The sequence below is a fragment of the Oceanicoccus sp. KOV_DT_Chl genome, assembly GCF_900120175.1.
In the GTDB taxonomy this organism is placed as follows: domain Bacteria; phylum Pseudomonadota; class Gammaproteobacteria; order Pseudomonadales; family Dasaniaceae; genus Oceanicoccus.
In genome coordinates this window covers 80,749-97,590 of record NZ_FQLF01000005.1, presented here as the reverse complement: position 1 = coordinate 97,590, position 16,842 = coordinate 80,749, and the positions used below count along the sequence as shown (strand labels likewise).

The window sequence follows — 16,842 nt, the reverse complement described above, 5'->3', positions numbered from 1 at the left end:
GAGAGGTAAAGAGCATGTTGAATGTAATGAAAAAGGCGGCTTTGGTCGCAGCGGTCACTGCGGTGGCACTACCGGTATCCGCGCTGAATATTCTGTTAACCAATGATGATGGCTACGGTTCTTATGGCATTACCGCGATGCAGTCGGCGCTGGAGTCAGCAGGTCATACGGTTTATGTGTCGGCACCGGCAGAAAATCAAAGTGGTAAAAGTGGTGGTATTAACACCCACTACGGTGAGTCTGTTGGTTTTATTGAGTATGTCGGCGGTAAGCAGTGGGCGGTTGAGGGAACACCAGCGGATGCCGTAAGTGCCGGTTTATTCGGTTTACTCCCCGCCGTTTTGCCGGAAGGTGAAGCCATTGATTTAGTCGTATCCGGGATCAATGATGGTGAAAATATCGCGCGTTTTGCCAATGCTTCAGGCACCGTAGGTGCAGCGATGTTTGCGTTGCGTCGAGGGTACCATCCATAGCAATAAGTGTTGGTCAGGATATCGGTACATTGCGCGCAGTAGGCGAGTTAAATGATCAGTTGAATGCTGCTTTGGCTGCCGGCGATTACGCGGCAGCGGCTGCGTTGGGTCAACAGCTACAGCAGCTGTACGGACAGTCAATTGTTAATTCCCATATTGGTGCTGATCGAGCGGCTGCGTTGGTAGTGTCATTGATTGATGATTTAGGTGACGATGGTTTGGCCGATGGCTTGGGCTTGAATGTGAATGTACCTTCCGGGGCTTTTACCCCTAAAGGCGTACGCATCGTACGCAGTGGTAATGATCAGGCGTTTGATTTATTAATTAAACCTGATGGTGACGGTGGTTTAGTTTTGGATAGTGACGCGAATGACTTCTTGGCCGCCGCGCAGTTAGGTCAACCGGTTCCTGAAGAATACTTTAGCCCGGACCTAAATGATGAAGGGCATGCCTTCGCTTATGGCTATAGTACAATAGTGATTGTGGACGGCAATATCGATGCCTCGTTGTTTACCAGTTTTAAAGCCAATTACACTGCGTGCAAATTAAAATCTTCTGCTGCAGTAGAAATATTCTGGTGTCCTAGATGGCGTTAAGATTGTTAACTGCTTAAACTTATCAAAAGCCTCTATTCAGAGGCTTTTTTATTGCGAGTAAATGCTGCGGCGGCTCTTGCTGCAAGGTTTCACTCTCTAAAATCGAGTTTACTCTTCTATTGCCTTTAACTTTTAGTAATGGTGACACCCTCTCATACTGATTACACTGGTAGCCTGATATACAGGTAGCCCAGATAATTAAGTAGTTTATTGTATGCGTCCCACACCTATGACTTTCTCTGTCGCCGATGGCGTCACCTTGGTTGCCGATAGTTGGGGTGACCCCAGCCACCCGCCGGTAATTTTTTCTCATGGCGGTGGGCAAACACGGCATTCATGGGGCGGCACCGCAGCAAAGTTAGCTGAGCTGGGTTGGTTTACGCTGTCCTATGATCATCGCGGACATGGTGATAGCGATTGGTCACCGCAGGGTATTTACAGCTTCGACGAATTTGGCGGTGATATGCAGGTTATTGCCAATAGTTTTAAGGTGAAACCACATGTCGTGGGTGCGTCACTGGGTGGTTTATCGGCTATGGTCAGTGCTGGTGAATTTGAACAGGGTTTATTCGCGTCGATAACGTTGGTCGATGTTACTCCAAATTTAAATCGCCAGGGGGTTGAACATATCTTCACTTTTATGAATACGCATATGGAAGAAGGTTTTGCTGATCTTGAGGAGGCAGCTGATTTTATTGCGCAGTTTACCGGTCGTCCCCGGCGTGATGACCTATCGGGCTTGGAAAAGAACCTGCGCCTGCGTGATGGCCGTTATTATTGGCACTGGGATCCTGATTTTTTTAATGTAAAGCAAGATCGGGTGGCTAACCCTAATCGCATGAGTGATGCCGTAAAAAATATTCAAGTGCCTATGTTGCTGATTCGCGGTCGCTTGAGTGATGTAGTGACGCAACAGCAAGTCGATGAATTTATGCAGTTGGCTCCCCACGCTGAATATGTTGATGTTGAACATGCGCGGCATATGGTGGCGGGCGATCGCAATGATATTTTTACCAGTGCAGTGACAGACTTTCTTAATCGGCAGCTGCTAGCAGAGTAGCTACCACTACTAGCCTGTTTGGGTGAGGAGATAGAGAGAGTAATTGCCTATGCTGGTCACTAAGTAAACCAAGGCGTTCATTATGGCTACAACTACCTTTTCGCACCTGCTATCGCCAGCCAATATTGGCAAGCTAACGTTGCGTAACCGTATTTTAATGACGCCTATGGGTTCTAATTTGGCACAGGCAGATGGCCATTGTGGCGAGCGTATTCAGCGCTACTACGAAGAGCGGGCTAAGGGGGGGGCTGGTTTGGTCACCGTGGGGGTTGGTGCCATTACTTGGCCGGAAGGTTCCTGCAATCCCAACCAAGTGGCAGTTTCGGATGATATTTTCTTACCCGGTTTGCAAGCGCTGACCCAGCGAGTGCATCAACACGGGTGTAAAGCGGCTATACAACTACAGCATGCGGGCAAGGTGGCGGTTTGTGATATTGCTGCCGGTAGGCCAATGCTGGTGCCTTCGATTCCGCCTCACCAAAGCGGCGATATGATGCAAGCGTTAACGCCTGCCGAGATGGCTGCTTTCGTATCTAACTATACCGCTGAGGGGGCTAAGGTTGCTTATAAAGTGGCGACTCAGAGCGACATAGATTGGTTGGTGGAAAAGTTTGCCGAGGCGGCTGATCGCGCCAAACGCGCCGGCTTTGATGCGGTGGAGTTACATGCCGGTCATGGTTATATCCTGTCAGAATTTTTATCGCCGAATATCAATAAACGTGAAGACCACTATGGCGGTAGTTTAGAAAACCGTGCGCGCTTATTGGTTGAAGTGATTCAGGCAGTCAAGCAAAAAGTGGGTGCAGATTTTCCAGTGTGGTGCCGGATTGATGCCAAAGAATTTCGGGTGGAAGGCGGTATCGTGTTTGCTGATGCTCAACGCACCGCTGAAATTGCCGAGGCCGCAGGTGCTGATGCCATTCATGTGAGTGCTTATGGCAACCCTGCGATTGGTGTTGCGTTTACTGATGCTCCGCTGGTACAAAAGCCCGCGGGATTTGTTGATTTTGCGGCGGGTATCAAGCAGCGGATATCAATACCCGTTATTGCTGTGGGGCGGATTGAACCAGAACTCGCCGATAAAATTATTGCTGAGGGCAAGGCCGACTTTGTCGCTATGGGGCGCAAATTATTGGCCGACCCTGAGTTACCGAACAAATTGTCAGCGGGCCGTGCCGGTGATATACGCCCTGTATTTACTGTTATACCTGCGTTAGCCAGATATTTATTAATAAGTCGGTGATGTGCGCTATTAACCCGCAAACAGCCTTTGAAGATGAGCGCGTCTTGACTCCAGCGTTAGAGAAAAAGCATATTTTGGTCGTCGGTGGTGGGCCTGCCGGAATGGAGGCGGCCAGAGTTGCTGCGTTGCGAGGCCATATTGTAACGCTCTGTGAGCGTTCGCAGCGTTTGGGTGGCACGGTCTTTTTCTCTTCGCTGGCCTATGCAGAAAATGCCAGATTGGTGGAATACCTTGAGCGTCAAGTGCGGCAATTACCGATTGAGTTAAAGTTGGGACAACTTGTAGACAAGGAGTTGGTCAAGCAATTAAGTCCGGACGAGGTGGTGATCGCCACCGGCTCTAAGCGAGATGCTCCTGCTATTCCCGGTGCGGAAGGAAAAAACGTTTTCAGTGGCGATGAGTTGCGAAAATTATTGACTGGTGAAGACCCCGCGATCGCCAAGAAAAAATTGTCAATAACACAGCGAGCGATGATGACCGCGGGCAGTGTAATTAGCGTGACTGATAGTGCGGCTAAAATGCGTGAATTGAGTAAATTATGGATGCCACTGGGTAAGCGAGTAGTCATTGTTGGTGGGGGATTGGTTGGCGTGGAATTGGCCGAGTTCCTGGTTGAGCGTGGCCGTATTGTGACGGTGCTGGAAGAGGGCGAAAAATTCGGTGTGGAGTTATCGATTGTTCGCCGTTGGCGCGTCTTACATACATTGAAAGAGCATCAGGTGAATTTGATTGCTGGCGTTACAGTGGCGGCAATCAACGATGGCTCAGTTACTTATAGTGTGGCGGGTGAAGCTGCTGTGGTATCAACCGATAGCGTTATCTTGGCAGTAGGTGCGACAGCGAATCATGATTTAGCATCCCAGTTAAGTGATTTATCCATACCGCTCACGCAAATTGGTGACTGTGGTGGTGTCAGTTATATCGAAGGGGCTATGCACCAAGGTCATCAAGTGGGTCGGGAAATTTAGCAAAAATAAAAATAGTGTCAATAATTTTTCATAGAGGAGTATAAAAATGAGTAATTGCTACAAAGCACAAGAAATGAGTATGAAGTCAAAAGAGTATGCCTTAACTAAAAACCGCGAGGGTTGGCTGGGGATGTTCACCGACGATGCCGTGGTGATGGATCCCGTTGGTGTTTCACCGATGGATCCCACTGGCTTAGGCCATAATGGTAAGGCAGCCATCAGTGCCTTTTATGATAAACATATGGCTACTGCCAATTTAGTTGAGTTTGAAATTCAACACTCGATTCCTGCCGGGGATTCCTGTGCAAATTTAGTGTATCTAAAGAATCAAATTACAGATGATTTGGCGATTACCCAATATATGATTGTGGTGTATACGGCAAACGATGAAGGGATGCTGACTTCATTGAAAGCGCATTGGGAATGGAAAAAATTGGAAGAACAACTGTCCGGGGCCGCTTAGTTTTCTGGTTAATAACAGCTTATAAGCGAGACTAAAACTACAGCTTGAGATAACTTGGCGCTCAGGCTGTCGTTATGTCGGATTGAACGCTTGGTCACCGGAATTATTTTCGCAGTCTTCACGAATCCAGCGTAGTAAAGATTCGCGGCTGAACTTATCGAGTAAGCCGCTTTTACGGTATTCGATAAAATGTTTATCCAGCGCTGCAGGTAAATTGGCATAGGGGCCATCGATTCTGGCGCCAACATAGAGGCCTTTGCCTTGGCCTTGTTGAGTGATCGATAAATTTCCGTAATTGCCCATTACTTTGCTGACACCCAATAAATAATAATGGTCACCCACAATATAATCGATAGTGCCCGCCGCTAGCATTTTAAATCCTTCAATGGCTTTAATGGTGTTAAATACTTCACTGCCTTTTTCTTTTAATTGCGTAAGCAGGTGATAGCCAGAACCATATTCTTCGGCATCAAGCACTATGCCACGGGTACCCGTTAATGCTTCTGCACTGTTCAGGTTGAGCGATTCACCCTTGCGCGTTACCAGCGATGTTTTTTGGTAAATAATCGGCTCTTTCCCTATTACAATTCCTGCAGCTGGAGGGTCAAACATGGCAATAGAAATATCGTAACCACCGGTTTGTAACCCGGTAATCGCTTTCTGCCAGGCGTCTTTATCGACAGGAATAGGCGGTTGATAACTGACACTGTAGCCTTCTTCTGAAAGTGCTTTATTCGCAAGATGGGGGAGCACCCCACGAAATTCACGGTTGCAACTGTCAACCCAGATATAAGGCGCGGTGGCCATATCCGGTAAGCCACCAATAGACACTGTGTTGCTATCGCTGGCTAGAACACCGCTAGAGACAATCAGTAATAGCGCACTGGCAAGGCGTTTATGTAGGTCTCGATAGCTCATAGTATTTAACTTAATCATTTAGTAAATCTAGTTTATTAAATGTTATCTAGATATAGGTATAAATGCCTATGGCCATGCGGCTGGCTTCCATCTTGAGGCTTCTATTTGTCTGTATAAATTGAGAGTTTAGCGGTTTGGCTGGTGGTAAAAACTAGTCAACTCACTCAGCCCAGGCTTGCCACGCTTTTTAGTATCAAGCTTACTAATTGAGTTTGCTGTTTAACTTCGGTTTTGGCAAAGATTGAACGCAGATGTGCCCGGCCGGTATTGCGGCTGATGTTTTGCTTTGCAACGGCTTCATCCAAACTTAAACCGTTGGCCAGCAATAATGCCAGCCGTGATTCGGCAGCGGTTAGGTTAAACAGTTGTGACAAAATGTGTTGGGAGGCCTGGGATTTTTGTTCCGGATCACTGATAAAAATAGCAATAGTGGGATTGGATTGATCCTCTGCCCATTCATTGATAGGGATAGGGCGGATGATTAAGCCGAGTGGTGATTTGCCCGCTGTCCTCGGCACCGACATGGCTTGCACCAGACTACAGGATGGTTGCTCTTGTAGGGCCTTGTTTATAATTTCACGGAGTTGGGTGTTGGCATGGTTATTATCCAGTTCCAGTTTATTCGCACGCAGCTTCACCCCATCTTTTTGCGCCAATAATTGTTTGGCGATGCCATTGGTTTTGATGACTTGTTGTTTGTCATTCAACAGGAGGGTGGCGACCGACATTTGCCCAACTGCGCTGGCATACAGCGAGCGTTCAGATTCCAGCTCGTTTAAGCGGCTGTGAATGGTTATGGCCTGTTGCAGATGCGGAATTAATAGTGCACAAAAATCCTTTTGCTGCTGATCAAATGGTTTATGTTCAGCTCGGCGGCTTAATCTAAAGCTGGCTTTAAAGCCGCCAGGTTCATAAATATCGATACCCAGTAAATGAAAAATCCCAAAAGGTTGCAGTGCTTGTTGGTAAAACGCGCTGTTGCTTAGCTCATCACTGCCAATATGTTCTTGCAGTGTCACTACTTTACCGGCGGGTAAGTTAACAAAAGGGTCGAGCGTGTATAAATTTTCAGAGTACAGTGTATTTTTTTTCTGCCCCAACTCGGGAAAACCATCAGTGATCATTGCACCAAAATCATGTTCGGAGGGGTGGCGCAAAATTAAAATAGCGCCATCGGCATTCAATGTTGTGCGAATGGTTTGCAAAAAATATTGCCAGGGAATGGTTTCCAGCGGGCCCGCGTAGAGTGCCTGTAGTAGCGCACTTAAATTGTTGATGTTGGTCAGTGAGGAGGTTGTCATGGGCTTAGCTTAAACAGCCTTGCCGGGCTTGGCTAGCAAAGATGATCAATTGTTAAGTTGTTTCTGCGCGGCTTGTCGCTACCATTAATAACAGCCAACATTACGCCCTCAACCAATAAAATAGTATAGCGAGAATAATACGATGAGCGATTTTCAGCCTCCCGCCGGTTTTAAACCACTGCCGCTTGATAATAGTTTTAATGACTGTTTTGCGCCGGTTTATATGCTGATTGATGACGATGGTCCGCGTATTGGCATGCGGGTTGAGAAGAAGCACCTGAATTCGATGGGTATTGTTCATGGTGCTGTGTATATGACTTTGTTGGATATCGCCTTTGCTACGCTTGTTGGCCATGCACAGGGTAAATACACGGGTACTCCGACAATCAATATTAATATCGACTATATGGCTTCTACTAAAGAAGGTGAGTGGTTGTACACCGATTGTGAATGTTTAAAGCTAAGTAACACCATGGGTTTTACCAAAGGGATAGTGCGTAGCGCCGAAGAAGTGAAGGTGGGTGGCAGTGGTATTTTTAAACGACCTAATAATCTCGAGGCTGCCGCGGGCATGAGCGTTGACGAGGTCAGAAAAATGTGGAGTTAGGCTTGCAGCAATTGGGGCTAGTCCATATTGACGATGTACAGGAAATTAATCGCGTTAGTATACCTGATGAGTTTTTAATCATGGCGGGGAACGAGCATGCAAGAGTTTAAGGGTAAGGTTGCAGTAATCACCGGGGCGGCCAGCGGTATTGGGTATGCTCTCGCAAAACAGGGCGCGGGTTTAGGTATGTCGCTGGTGCTGGCTGATATTAACCAGCAGCGCCTGGATGAATTACGTGAGGAATTGAGTGCGCAAGGCGCCAATGTCCTGGTGATGAAAACCGATGTCTCAAAACCCGAAGCACTGGATGCGCTGGCCGATGCTGCCTATCAACGGTTCGGCCAAGTAGATGTGTTATTTAATAACGCCGGAGTGTTAATCAGTGGCTTTAGCTGGGAGCGTTCAGTAGCCGACTGGCGTTGGATATTGGATATCAATTTAATGGGCGTAGTCCATGGTATCCGCAGTTTTGTGCCCAGAATGTTAGCGCAGGGGACTGAGGGTCATATCGTTAATACGTCTTCCTTGGCTGGTTTGTTAGCGGCACCGCTAATGGGACCATATACCGTCAGTAAGCAAGCTGTGGTGGCATTAACTGAGACCTTGCACTATGAATTACAGAGTATCGGCGCGCAGCTCAGTGTGTCTGTTTTGTGTCCCGGTCCTATTGCTACCGATATTGCTCAGTCAGGGCAGTCGCGGGAAATAAAGTCGGCGGTGTCGGATCAGGCCAATGATCAACTGATGGGTTTTCTTACTGATGGTATTGCCGCCGGGATGTCGGCCGCGGAATGTGCTGAACGGGTATTTGCTGCTATTCAGGTCAGGCAGTTCTGGATTTTCACCCATGAAGACTTCAAGCCGGAATACCAACAGCGAATGGACAAAATAATCGCCAGTCAAAACCCCGAGTATCAACTTTACACAGTGACAGAGTAGTACTCGACTTATGCACGTTAGTTTTAGATGTTAATTAAGTTTGGCCTTTATCCACAGTGCTAAGCGGGATGGCGTTAGCTATGCTTGCACGCTTCGACAGCGCCCGGAAAGTCAGCTCATTGGTGCGGGTATTGGCCGGTTTTTTTACACGTAGGGTTCACAGTAAGGCCATATACCGGGTGTTGAAAATAGGGCGTTAACGTAAATTGGTCATTAAACTAGTCGCTTACACTGTCGAACAGCTTAGCTAAATATTATTCAATAGCAGGGGAATATAATGGGAATTTATGCCATGACGGGTGGTGCTACGGGTATTGGTGCCGCGGTAAAAGAGCAATTACGGGCTGGCGGAAATACCGTTATTGTTGTTGATATTAAGGACGCTGATATTATTGCGGATCTGTCCACTGAAGCAGGCCGCCAATCGGCTATTGATGGTATTCGTGCTGCCGCTGCTGAGGGCTTGGACGGCTTTATCCCCTGCGCCGGTTTGGGGCCAAACGTTAATCCCTATTCATTAATTTCAAAAGTGAATTACTTTGCTGTGGTCGCCACGGTTGAGGGTGTAAAAGATTTAATCGCGAAAAAGCGTGGTGCGCTGGTGCTTATTTCTTCTAACTCGGCGTCTATGCCGGGCATGAATGAAAACTATATAGATTTATTGTTGGCCGGTGATGAGGCCGGGGCATCATCACTCATTGATACACTGGATGGTCATAGCGCCTATGCTGGTTCCAAGTGCGCACTGACTCGCTGGATGCGTCGAAATACCGCAGCCTATGCCGCTGAGGGGATTCGCATGAATGCCGTTGCGCCTGGTTTCACGCAAACGCCGTTAACCGAGAAAGTCATGGCCGATGAAACGCTTGGTGCGGTCATTAAAGAGTTTAATGAAAGCATTCCCGTGGGTCGTTCCGGTCAGCCGGTTGATATCGCCAATGTCATTTGTTTTATGTTATCGCCAGCGAGTAGTTTTGTCTGTGGCTCGGTATTTTTTGTAGATGGTGGTCACGATGCGATGTTGAGACCTGATCAGTTCTAATGGATTTATTGAAATAAACGACGATTTAGCGTTGTTGCTATTGCTTTAATTAAGCAGCCAGCGACATACAGTGGCCGAAGGTCTCTAGGCAAAATATTTATTAGTAAATTTCAATGCGGGCGCTTATAGTGGGGCCTCTTTACGTGGCGAATCGATTTCGATTATGGCTTGTTACGTGTTCACCACACAGTGAGTCACACAACGAGCCACACTATGCCTGCCGTCCGTATCCGCTACCAAACCATCACCATTGATAATTTTGATATTCACGTCCGCTCGCTGTGGGATAAGCAGCAATATGCCGATGATTTAGGCGAGGCACAATCGCTGGGTATCTCTTCTGCGCAGTGGCCACTATTCGGCGTCGTGTGGTTATCAGGGGAAGTGCTGGCCCACGAAATGGCAGACTTTCCTATTGCCGGCAAGCGTATTTTAGAAGTGGGTTGTGGCATGGCGTTATCGAGTTTACTGCTGAATTTACGTCATGCGGATATCACTGCTACCGATATTCATCCTGAAGTAGGCGCTTTTTTAGCTGAAAACACGCGTTTGAATAATGGTGCCAAAATCCCTTTTCTACGAACTGGCTGGGATAATTCCAGTGATGGTTTAGGTAAGTATGATGTCATTATCGGCTCTGATGTTTTATACGAGCCGGACCACATTGAGTTGTTATCCCATTTTATCGATCGGCATGCCAGCGCAAGCTGTGAAATTATATTAGTCGACCCAGGGCGTGCTAATCATGCTTCATTCAGTAAAAATATGGTGGCGCGTGGCTATATTCATACCAAATCCAAACCAGTGAACGAGGCCGTACTTGCGGCGGGTTTTAAAGGGCATATATTGCGCTATCAGCGCCAATGATTAGCTGTTGGTTCGCGCCGCGCCTTTGTTATTGTTGTTAAGGGTGCTGGGTTTTTACTCATCCACTATTCCTACACAGTCTCTCTCTAGCTATGAGTAGCTTGTCCGCTATTTTACTTCGACTAATGTGTTAAAAAAATGCTTAAATACTCTATCCTGATCGCACAGGGTATTCGCTTACTGGTCGGTGTAAGAAACAGGCGCCAGTACAGTCACTTAATACCGGAATAGAGCAGCTATCGTGAGCGAAAAGTTAGAACCAACTCCTGCCAATGCCGCTGACCCAAAATCTGCAGCTGGTAGAGGCACGGCATTTGCGCCGCTGCGTGAACCGGTTTTTTTTCGTATTTGGGCGGCCAGCTTCCTGTCTAACTTTGGCCAGTTAATTCTGGGGGTGGGTGTCGCCTGGGAAATGACCCGGTTGACTTCTTCAGTCAGCATGGTTGCTTTGGTGCAGACAGCAATGATGTTGCCGCTCATGTTAGTCGCGCTTCCTGCCGGGGCCATTGCAGATATGTTTGATCGCCGCAGAGTGGCAATGTTAGGTTTGGGTATTGCGGCTTTTTTTGGTTCAACCTTATCGGTGCTGGCATTTTTAGAATTGACCACACCGTGGGTGTTACTGACTTTTTGTTTTTTAATTGGTACCGGGGTCGCACTCTATAGCCCTGCCTGGCAGTCTTCTATTGGCGAGCAAGTAAAGCCGGCGGATCTTCCTGCTGCAATTGCACTGGGTACAATTAGCTATAACGTGGCTCGCAGTTTTGGGCCGGCCATTGGTGGTTTGATTGTGTTGTCTGCGGGAGCGCAAGCAGCTTTTGCTGTCAACGCTTTAGGGTATTTACCATTGATATTAGCGTTCTATTTGTGGAATCGTGGCGTGGTACTGTCGCGTCTACCACCGGAACGTATCACCCGTGCAATGGTGTCAGGTATGCGTTATGCCTTTCATTCGCATCCCGTGCGTACCATTCTTATCCGTTGTTTTATTTTTGGTTTAGCGGGCGCTACAGCGACAGCGTTAGCGCCACTGATCGCCAAGGATTTACTCGGCGGTGACGCCAGTACTTTTGGTATCTTGTTGGGGCTGGTGGAGTTGGTGCGGTAGCGGGGGCGTTAATGCTCAATGCGTTCCGCAATTATTTTGGCACTGAAAAAGCAGTATCTATATTGGCAGTGCTGGGTGGCTTGGCGTTAGTGGGGGTGGGTTTAAGCCGTTCATTACCGCTGACGTGTTTGGCCATGTTTATTACTGGCGGTGCCAGCATGGTGACTATTTCACTCTTTAATATTTCAGTGCAGCTGTCAGCCCCTCGTTGGGTGACTGCCCGGGCACTTTCACTGTATTCCTCCGCGTTGACTGGCGGTGTGGCTTTCGGTGCCTGGTTTTGGGGGATGGTGGCAAATCATTGGTCGCTAGAGCTGGCGATTATTGGCTCAGGTGTGTTTATGCTATTGCTGCCGTTACTGGCGCTCTTTCTACGTTTGCCTGAAGTCGATAATGCCGGTGCCGAATCGCTCCCCATTGTGCATGAGCCTGAAGTTGCTTTGGCGATTACCATGCGTTCGGGCCGGTAGTGATTGAAATTGATTACGCCATTGACCCAGACAATGCGCGCGCCTATTACCTTGCCATGTTAGAAATTCAACGCACGCGGTTACGCAATGGCGGTTTTGACTGGTCGATAAGTCGTGATATGGCTGACCCCACGCTCTGGATAGAGCGGTATCATTTTCCGACTTGGGCAGATTATTTACGTATGCGCGATCGGTTTACCCAGGCAGATTTTGATGCGCAGGAAGCGGTTGATGAATTTTTGATACCCGGTCGGCAAAAGCATATCCGCAGAAGATTGGAGCGACCATTTGGTTCCGTTCGCTTTAAAGTGGATACACCGGATCCGCATCAGGAGACATTGGTCTATATGGGGCCTTAGCATTAATATAAGTTGTGTAATAAGGATGCCTAGTTATAAGTCTAAAAATATTGACCATTGTTCCTTAGCATCTTTTTTTGCATTAAGTGGCGACACACTGTTAAGTTGACAATATTGTTTTCCAGAAATTGATGGCTGGGCCATTATTACATTGAACTTAAGCAACTCAGTATATTATGTGGTTATTGATTAGTTATATTTTCATTGCGTTATTTTTTTTTTTCTGTGCTCCATTGCCGAGGCTGTGCTGCTGAGTGTCAGCAACGTTTATATTGCGTTGCTGGAACAGCAGCAAAAGAAAGCAGGGCGGCTGCTAAAGCAGATGAAAGCGGATATCAACAAACCGTTGGCGGCTATTCTCACCTTAAATACTATTGCCCACACGATTGGTGCAGCTGGCGCCGGTGCACAAGCTGCAGCGGTGTTTGGCAGCGGTTACGTTGGCATTATTTCAGCGGTATTAACCCTGTTGATATTAATCTTTTCGGAGATTATTCCTAAAACCCTGGGAGCCCATTACTGGCGTCAATTGGCACCTCTTACCGCCTATTTGCTGAATTATCTGGTGATTGTGCTGTACCCTTTTGTGAAGTTTTCTGAGTGGTTAATTGGTAAATTACCTCATGGGCCGACCATGCTGGGGTTTAGCCGTCAGGAATTCGCCGTGATGGCTGACATTAGCAGCGAGGAAGGGCAGCTTGCTGAACAGGAATCACAGATATTAAAAAACTTATTATTGTTGCGCGAGACCGGAGTTACTGCGGCCATGACACCGCGCACCATGGTTTTCTCACTTCCGGAAACTGAAACCGTTGAAGGCTTTTTTCATAAACATAATCGGGTGCCTTTTTCTCGTATTCCCGTCTATCAAAATGAACAGGAAAATATTACCGGTTTCGTCTTTAGAAGTGACCTGTTGCTCGCCAAGGCGCGTGGTAATGGCGAAAAACAATTACTCAACTATCGTAGAAACCTAACAGCTATTCCCGGCAGCACCACGATTTCAGTAGCCTTCAACAAATTACTGGAATTACGTGTGCATATGCTGATGGTCGTAGATGAATATGGTGGTGTTGAAGGTATTGTTACCTTGGAGGATATGCTGGAAACGCTGCTGGGCTTGGAGATAGTTGATGAAAAAGATAATACGGTGAGCATGCAAACCGAGGCGCGAAAATTATGGCGACAACGAGCACAGCGGATGGGGATAAAGCTAGAGGGCTAACAAGGCGGTCGTACAATAGTTGTGAGTTCGGGGTCAGAGTAAAAACTGCTGAGTCTACTCCAAAAAGGCAGTAATTTTTACTCTGACCCCGAACTAATCTTATTTGAATTGAGCATCAGCTAAAGCCAGCGCCTAACCTGACTTTTGAAGACTCTGTAATCTTCACCAAAAGCTTCCAGTAAACGCTGTTCTTCGCTGCAGATAAATAGTTTTTCTATAATTAGCATATAAAGGACCACCGGCAACAAAGCAGAAAGCGAACCTAGGAGCATGGCAAAGCCTAATACAATTAATGTCATGCCAAGATACATAGGGTTGCGGGTAAACTGATAAAGGCCGGTAGTGACTAATTTTTCAGGCGATCCCGAGGGTGAGATGGTTGTTCCTGATTTAGCCAGTAATTTTGCGGCAGCTCCAGTAAGTACAAGGCTGAGCAGCAAAGGAACAAAGCCAAGATAATGCCAAGGCGTTGGTAAATATAAATAGATGGGAAATAAATAATGCAAAGCCAGCATAATTAGCAAGCAGGGCAGCATCCAAAAGGGAGGAATATATTTTGGAAAATTATTCATAAGGTTTCATTTCTATTGCCGCACTCAGCTCTTTAATAAGTAATATAGACCATCCCATATTATAGAGAGTATTTCTACGATGACATTGGTTGCTGTAAAGAACCCAAGCGCGGCCATAGTAGCAGTAAAAGAGTTCGGGGTCAGAGTAAAAACTAATGATTCTTTAGGTTTTTATCAGTAGTTTTTACTCTGACCCCGAACTACTCATTCTTTAAAAAAATTTCCGATTGTTTCTCGATTATTGTTGAACCAGGATTCGCCTAATTTTTTGAGCGCATCAAGGTTTTGATTGCTAGTGTCATCCATTTCGTCTTTTATGCCAATCAGTTCAGAGTTGGCCCGGATATATTTGTCTCCCAGAATTACGTTTATCTGATACTCAACAACTGACTCATCCATGACAACGCCAAGTAAGTCGTGTCTCATCCACTCAATAGAGCCGTAACCCTGGGATTCTTTGCCGTCGATTTTCCTGGTGCGGTAACCGGTTCCAACAGAGAGTATTTTGATCTCATCGCCGGGGAACCGTTTAACGGCTTCTGCATAAGCGCACATGGCCGGATTGTTGGCAACAACGCCACCATCAATTAGCCACATTTTTTCAACGTTTACGGTAGGGAAATAAGTGGGCGCCGCACTAGAGGCATCAGCTGCTGCTGCGAGAGTGATGTTTCCTGGTTTAAAGCTGCTAGAGGAGTAAGATTTTAGAATTCTGGACCTACGTTTCTCTACATCATAGGTGCTAATTAAAATAGGCTTTTTAGCGTTGGCTAGTTTAGTTACGCCGAGTTTTTTATTGAGTAGTCTTCTTTTACCTTTGCCGTCATATTTGGGCTCTGTTTGAATAGCACCTAGCATTTTATCCCAAATCGACTTATCAAAAATTTTGTTTGCATTCTCATAATTGTACAGTTCAGCCACTTTTTTTGCCGTCCAGCCTTTACCTCCAATACCGGCAACAATGATCGCTCCCGTGGAAGTGCCTGCAAAGAAATCAAACTTCTCTGCCAGATTGATGCCTAGCTCAGATTCCAGCTTTTCTAAAAAAGCAGCTGAAGCAGCCCCGCGTATACCACCGCCATCACAACTCAAAATATATCGTGTAGCCATTTTCATTCTCCTTTTTGTAAATGTTACTACCTGCTGTGCATAGCAGGAGTAAGAGTGAGTTCGGGGTTCAGAGTAAAAGCGATTGACTCTTTGAATCGGGCTCAGTAGTTTTTACTCGGTTAACCAATATATTTCCTTGGTTTATGGCACTATACCAACTAGCCAGTAAATAAACAGTAATGGAATATTGATAAGAGCCAAAGGCAAAAAATCACAAAAATCACAAGGACAGGCACTCAACATTGACAAAACAATAACACCGCTTTAACGTCAGCGCACATACTTCGTAAAAGGAATTACGATGACACTTCCCAGAAAATCACTCATCTGTGTCGATGACACGCCCTTCTATCATATTACTTCCCGCTGTGTGCGCCGCTCGTTTCTGTGCGGGGTTGATCATGCCACAGGAGCGGATTACTCCCACCGCAGGCTCTTTATCGAACAGCGGATTCATTTACTCAGTTCGATATTTGCCATTGATATTGCTGCTTATGCGGTGATGTCCAATCACTTGCATCTGGTCGTTAAGCTTTCTCCTGAAGGGGTGGATGATTGGACCCATCAGGAAGTCGTGGAACGCTGGACCAGTCTATTTAAAGGACCTTTGCTGATTCAACAATACAGCAAGGGGGTATGGCTTGATGACGCGGAACGACAGACAGTGAACGAGATTATTCACACCTATCGCCAGCGGTTAGGGGATATTAGCTGGTTTATGAAATGCCTTAACGAGCCCATCGCCCGCATGGCCAATAAAGAGGATGGTTGCCGAGGCCACTTCTGGGAAGCCCGTTACCACTCGCAAGCTTTGTTAACGCAAGAAGCACTGCTGAGTTGTATGACCTATGTGGATCTCAACCCAATACGCGCAGCAATGGCGCCCACCCCAGAGGAATCAGAGCATACCAGTATTAAAGAGCGAATCAGCCCATCGCTAAACCTCGCAGAATCCATTAGCGAGCTGCTCGCCTCACAGCAGCTCAATACCTTTAATGTTCCCCTCAAACCGCTGCTGCCATTTGAGGGCAATATCACCCTCAATACACAACAGGGCTTACTCTTCAGCCTGGATGATTACCTGACCTTAGTTGATTTTACCGGCAGAGCCATCTGCGATGACAAGCGCGGGGCTATTGCCCTGCACTTGCCACCGATACTCGAACGGTTAGGCATAGAGCGGAAAACCTGGCTGATCAATGCCACGGCCTTTGAGAAAATCTATCACAAACGTTTTGCTAAAAAACGGCAACGCGTTAAAAACACCGCCTAATCTCCCAACTAGGTCACTATTGATATTGATGAGCGTTATGGCTCAGGGATAACGGCTGCTGAAAAACAGGGATTTGTGGTTGGGGCTGTGTTTGTCCTGTGATCTCTGACCGGGTTAACTACTTGGTGTAGAAATCCGGTATTTTTTTTAGATGAGAATGGAAGTCAGTTTTTTAATTATTGGTCAGTGCCTGTCCAGTATTATTATTGACCTTTTTTAGATGAGAATGGAAGTCAGTTTTTTAATTA

At 46.8% G+C, this 16,842-nt stretch carries 16 protein-coding genes and 1 pseudogene; 13 read left to right on the top strand and 4 right to left on the bottom strand.

Annotated features, from left to right (window positions below; translation table 11 throughout):
* Nucleotides 1-14: 14 nt before the first annotated feature.
* The 6 genes from UNITIG_RS17780 to UNITIG_RS17760 all read left to right on the top strand — a co-directional run bounded on the left by UNITIG_RS17780 (nt 15) and on the right by UNITIG_RS17760 (nt 4,803).
* The gene (locus UNITIG_RS17780; RefSeq protein ID WP_101759715.1) at nt 15-473 is read left to right on the top strand and encodes a 5'/3'-nucleotidase SurE; all 459 of its coding nucleotides are present in this window, start codon (nt 15-17) and stop codon (nt 471-473) included.
* A 29-nt stretch (nt 474-502) separates the two neighbouring features.
* The gene (locus tag UNITIG_RS17775) at nt 503-1,069 is read left to right on the top strand and encodes a hypothetical protein (RefSeq protein ID WP_101759714.1); all 567 of its coding nucleotides are present in this window, start codon (nt 503-505) and stop codon (nt 1,067-1,069) included.
* Between the two features lie 214 nt (nt 1,070-1,283).
* On the top strand, nt 1,284-2,129 hold the full coding sequence (locus UNITIG_RS17770) for an alpha/beta fold hydrolase (protein WP_101759713.1): 846 nt from the start codon (nt 1,284-1,286) through the stop codon (nt 2,127-2,129).
* Between the two features lie 82 nt (nt 2,130-2,211).
* Nucleotides 2,212-3,372 carry an NADH:flavin oxidoreductase gene (locus tag UNITIG_RS24560; RefSeq protein ID WP_235015480.1) on the top strand — a complete coding sequence of 387 codons (1,161 nt, stop codon included), beginning with the start codon at nt 2,212-2,214 and terminating at the stop codon, nt 3,370-3,372.
* Nucleotides 3,372-4,340: an FAD-dependent oxidoreductase gene (locus UNITIG_RS24555; RefSeq protein WP_235015479.1), complete on the top strand. Its 969-nt coding sequence runs from the start codon at nt 3,372-3,374 to the stop codon at nt 4,338-4,340. The genes UNITIG_RS24560 and UNITIG_RS24555 overlap by 1 nt, the downstream gene beginning before the upstream one ends.
* A 46-nt stretch (nt 4,341-4,386) precedes the next feature.
* Nucleotides 4,387-4,803, top strand: a complete 417-nt coding sequence (locus UNITIG_RS17760) for a nuclear transport factor 2 family protein (RefSeq protein ID WP_101759712.1) — start codon at nt 4,387-4,389, stop codon at nt 4,801-4,803.
* 72 nt (nt 4,804-4,875) lie between these two features.
* Here UNITIG_RS17760 and UNITIG_RS17755 read toward each other — a convergent pair whose 3' ends face one another.
* Nucleotides 4,876-5,721: an ABC transporter substrate-binding protein gene (locus tag UNITIG_RS17755; RefSeq protein ID WP_159931201.1), complete on the bottom strand. Its 846-nt coding sequence runs from the start codon at nt 5,719-5,721 to the stop codon at nt 4,876-4,878.
* A gap of 164 nt (nt 5,722-5,885) precedes the next feature.
* On the bottom strand, nt 5,886-7,022 hold the full coding sequence (locus UNITIG_RS17750; protein WP_101759710.1) for a helix-turn-helix transcriptional regulator: 1,137 nt from the start codon (nt 7,020-7,022) through the stop codon (nt 5,886-5,888).
* 142 nt (nt 7,023-7,164) lie between these two features.
* Here UNITIG_RS17750 and UNITIG_RS17745 point away from each other — a divergent pair, with 142 nt between their 5' ends.
* The 6 genes and pseudogenes from UNITIG_RS17745 to UNITIG_RS17720 all read left to right on the top strand — a co-directional run bounded on the left by UNITIG_RS17745 (nt 7,165) and on the right by UNITIG_RS17720 (nt 13,639).
* On the top strand, nt 7,165-7,629 hold the full coding sequence (locus UNITIG_RS17745) for a PaaI family thioesterase (protein WP_101759709.1): 465 nt from the start codon (nt 7,165-7,167) through the stop codon (nt 7,627-7,629).
* A gap of 96 nt (nt 7,630-7,725) precedes the next feature.
* The gene (locus UNITIG_RS17740; RefSeq protein WP_101759708.1) at nt 7,726-8,568 is read left to right on the top strand and encodes an SDR family NAD(P)-dependent oxidoreductase; all 843 of its coding nucleotides are present in this window, start codon (nt 7,726-7,728) and stop codon (nt 8,566-8,568) included.
* A 277-nt stretch (nt 8,569-8,845) separates the two neighbouring features.
* Nucleotides 8,846-9,610, top strand: coding sequence for an SDR family oxidoreductase (locus UNITIG_RS17735; protein ID WP_101759707.1), 765 nt, complete (start codon nt 8,846-8,848; stop codon nt 9,608-9,610).
* 213 nt (nt 9,611-9,823) lie between these two features.
* Nucleotides 9,824-10,477, top strand: coding sequence for a methyltransferase (locus UNITIG_RS17730; RefSeq protein WP_101759706.1), 654 nt, complete (start codon nt 9,824-9,826; stop codon nt 10,475-10,477).
* 241 nt (nt 10,478-10,718) lie between these two features.
* Nucleotides 10,719-12,414: pseudogene (locus UNITIG_RS25745) on the top strand (MFS transporter).
* Between the two features lie 244 nt (nt 12,415-12,658).
* Complete coding sequence (locus UNITIG_RS17720; RefSeq protein WP_235015477.1) at nt 12,659-13,639, top strand: CNNM domain-containing protein; 981 nt, start codon at nt 12,659-12,661, stop codon at nt 13,637-13,639.
* 119 nt (nt 13,640-13,758) lie between these two features.
* Here the strand turns inward: UNITIG_RS17720 and UNITIG_RS17715 are convergent, their stop codons facing one another.
* Together UNITIG_RS17715 and UNITIG_RS17710 are read right to left on the bottom strand one after the other, a co-directional pair.
* A complete protein-coding gene (locus UNITIG_RS17715) occupies nt 13,759-14,211 on the bottom strand; it encodes an isoprenylcysteine carboxylmethyltransferase family protein (RefSeq protein ID WP_101759704.1) in 453 nt (150 codons plus the stop codon).
* Nucleotides 14,212-14,415: 204 nt separating this feature from the next.
* Nucleotides 14,416-15,321 (bottom strand): patatin-like phospholipase family protein, encoded by a 906-nt coding sequence (locus UNITIG_RS17710; protein WP_159931200.1) that lies wholly within the window; start codon nt 15,319-15,321, stop codon nt 14,416-14,418.
* A 301-nt stretch (nt 15,322-15,622) separates the two neighbouring features.
* Between UNITIG_RS17710 and UNITIG_RS17705 the strand changes: the two genes are divergently transcribed.
* Nucleotides 15,623-16,594: a transposase gene (locus tag UNITIG_RS17705; RefSeq protein WP_101759702.1), complete on the top strand. Its 972-nt coding sequence runs from the start codon at nt 15,623-15,625 to the stop codon at nt 16,592-16,594.
* Nucleotides 16,595-16,842: the final 248 nt, after the last annotated feature.

Coding starts and splice junctions, on each gene's coding strand:
- UNITIG_RS17770 (WP_101759713.1), top strand. CDS start 1,284: ATGCGTCCCACACCTATGACTTTCTCTGTCGCCGATGGCGTCACCTTG.
- UNITIG_RS17730 (WP_101759706.1), top strand. CDS start 9,824: ATGCCTGCCGTCCGTATCCGCTACCAAACCATCACCATTGATAATTTT.
- UNITIG_RS17710 (WP_159931200.1), bottom strand. CDS start 15,321: ATGGCTACACGATATATTTTGAGTTGTGATGGCGGTGGTATACGCGGG.
- UNITIG_RS24555 (WP_235015479.1), top strand. CDS start 3,372: ATGTGCGCTATTAACCCGCAAACAGCCTTTGAAGATGAGCGCGTCTTG.
- UNITIG_RS17750 (WP_101759710.1), bottom strand. CDS start 7,022: ATGACAACCTCCTCACTGACCAACATCAACAATTTAAGTGCGCTACTA.
- UNITIG_RS17735 (WP_101759707.1), top strand. CDS start 8,846: ATGGGAATTTATGCCATGACGGGTGGTGCTACGGGTATTGGTGCCGCG.
- UNITIG_RS17715 (WP_101759704.1), bottom strand. CDS start 14,211: ATGAATAATTTTCCAAAATATATTCCTCCCTTTTGGATGCTGCCCTGC.
- UNITIG_RS17745 (WP_101759709.1), top strand. CDS start 7,165: ATGAGCGATTTTCAGCCTCCCGCCGGTTTTAAACCACTGCCGCTTGAT.
- UNITIG_RS17760 (WP_101759712.1), top strand. CDS start 4,387: ATGAGTAATTGCTACAAAGCACAAGAAATGAGTATGAAGTCAAAAGAG.
- UNITIG_RS17780 (WP_101759715.1), top strand. CDS start 15: ATGTTGAATGTAATGAAAAAGGCGGCTTTGGTCGCAGCGGTCACTGCG.
- UNITIG_RS17755 (WP_159931201.1), bottom strand. CDS start 5,721: ATGAGCTATCGAGACCTACATAAACGCCTTGCCAGTGCGCTATTACTG.
- UNITIG_RS17705 (WP_101759702.1), top strand. CDS start 15,623: ATGACACTTCCCAGAAAATCACTCATCTGTGTCGATGACACGCCCTTC.
- UNITIG_RS24560 (WP_235015480.1), top strand. CDS start 2,212: ATGGCTACAACTACCTTTTCGCACCTGCTATCGCCAGCCAATATTGGC.
- UNITIG_RS17740 (WP_101759708.1), top strand. CDS start 7,726: ATGCAAGAGTTTAAGGGTAAGGTTGCAGTAATCACCGGGGCGGCCAGC.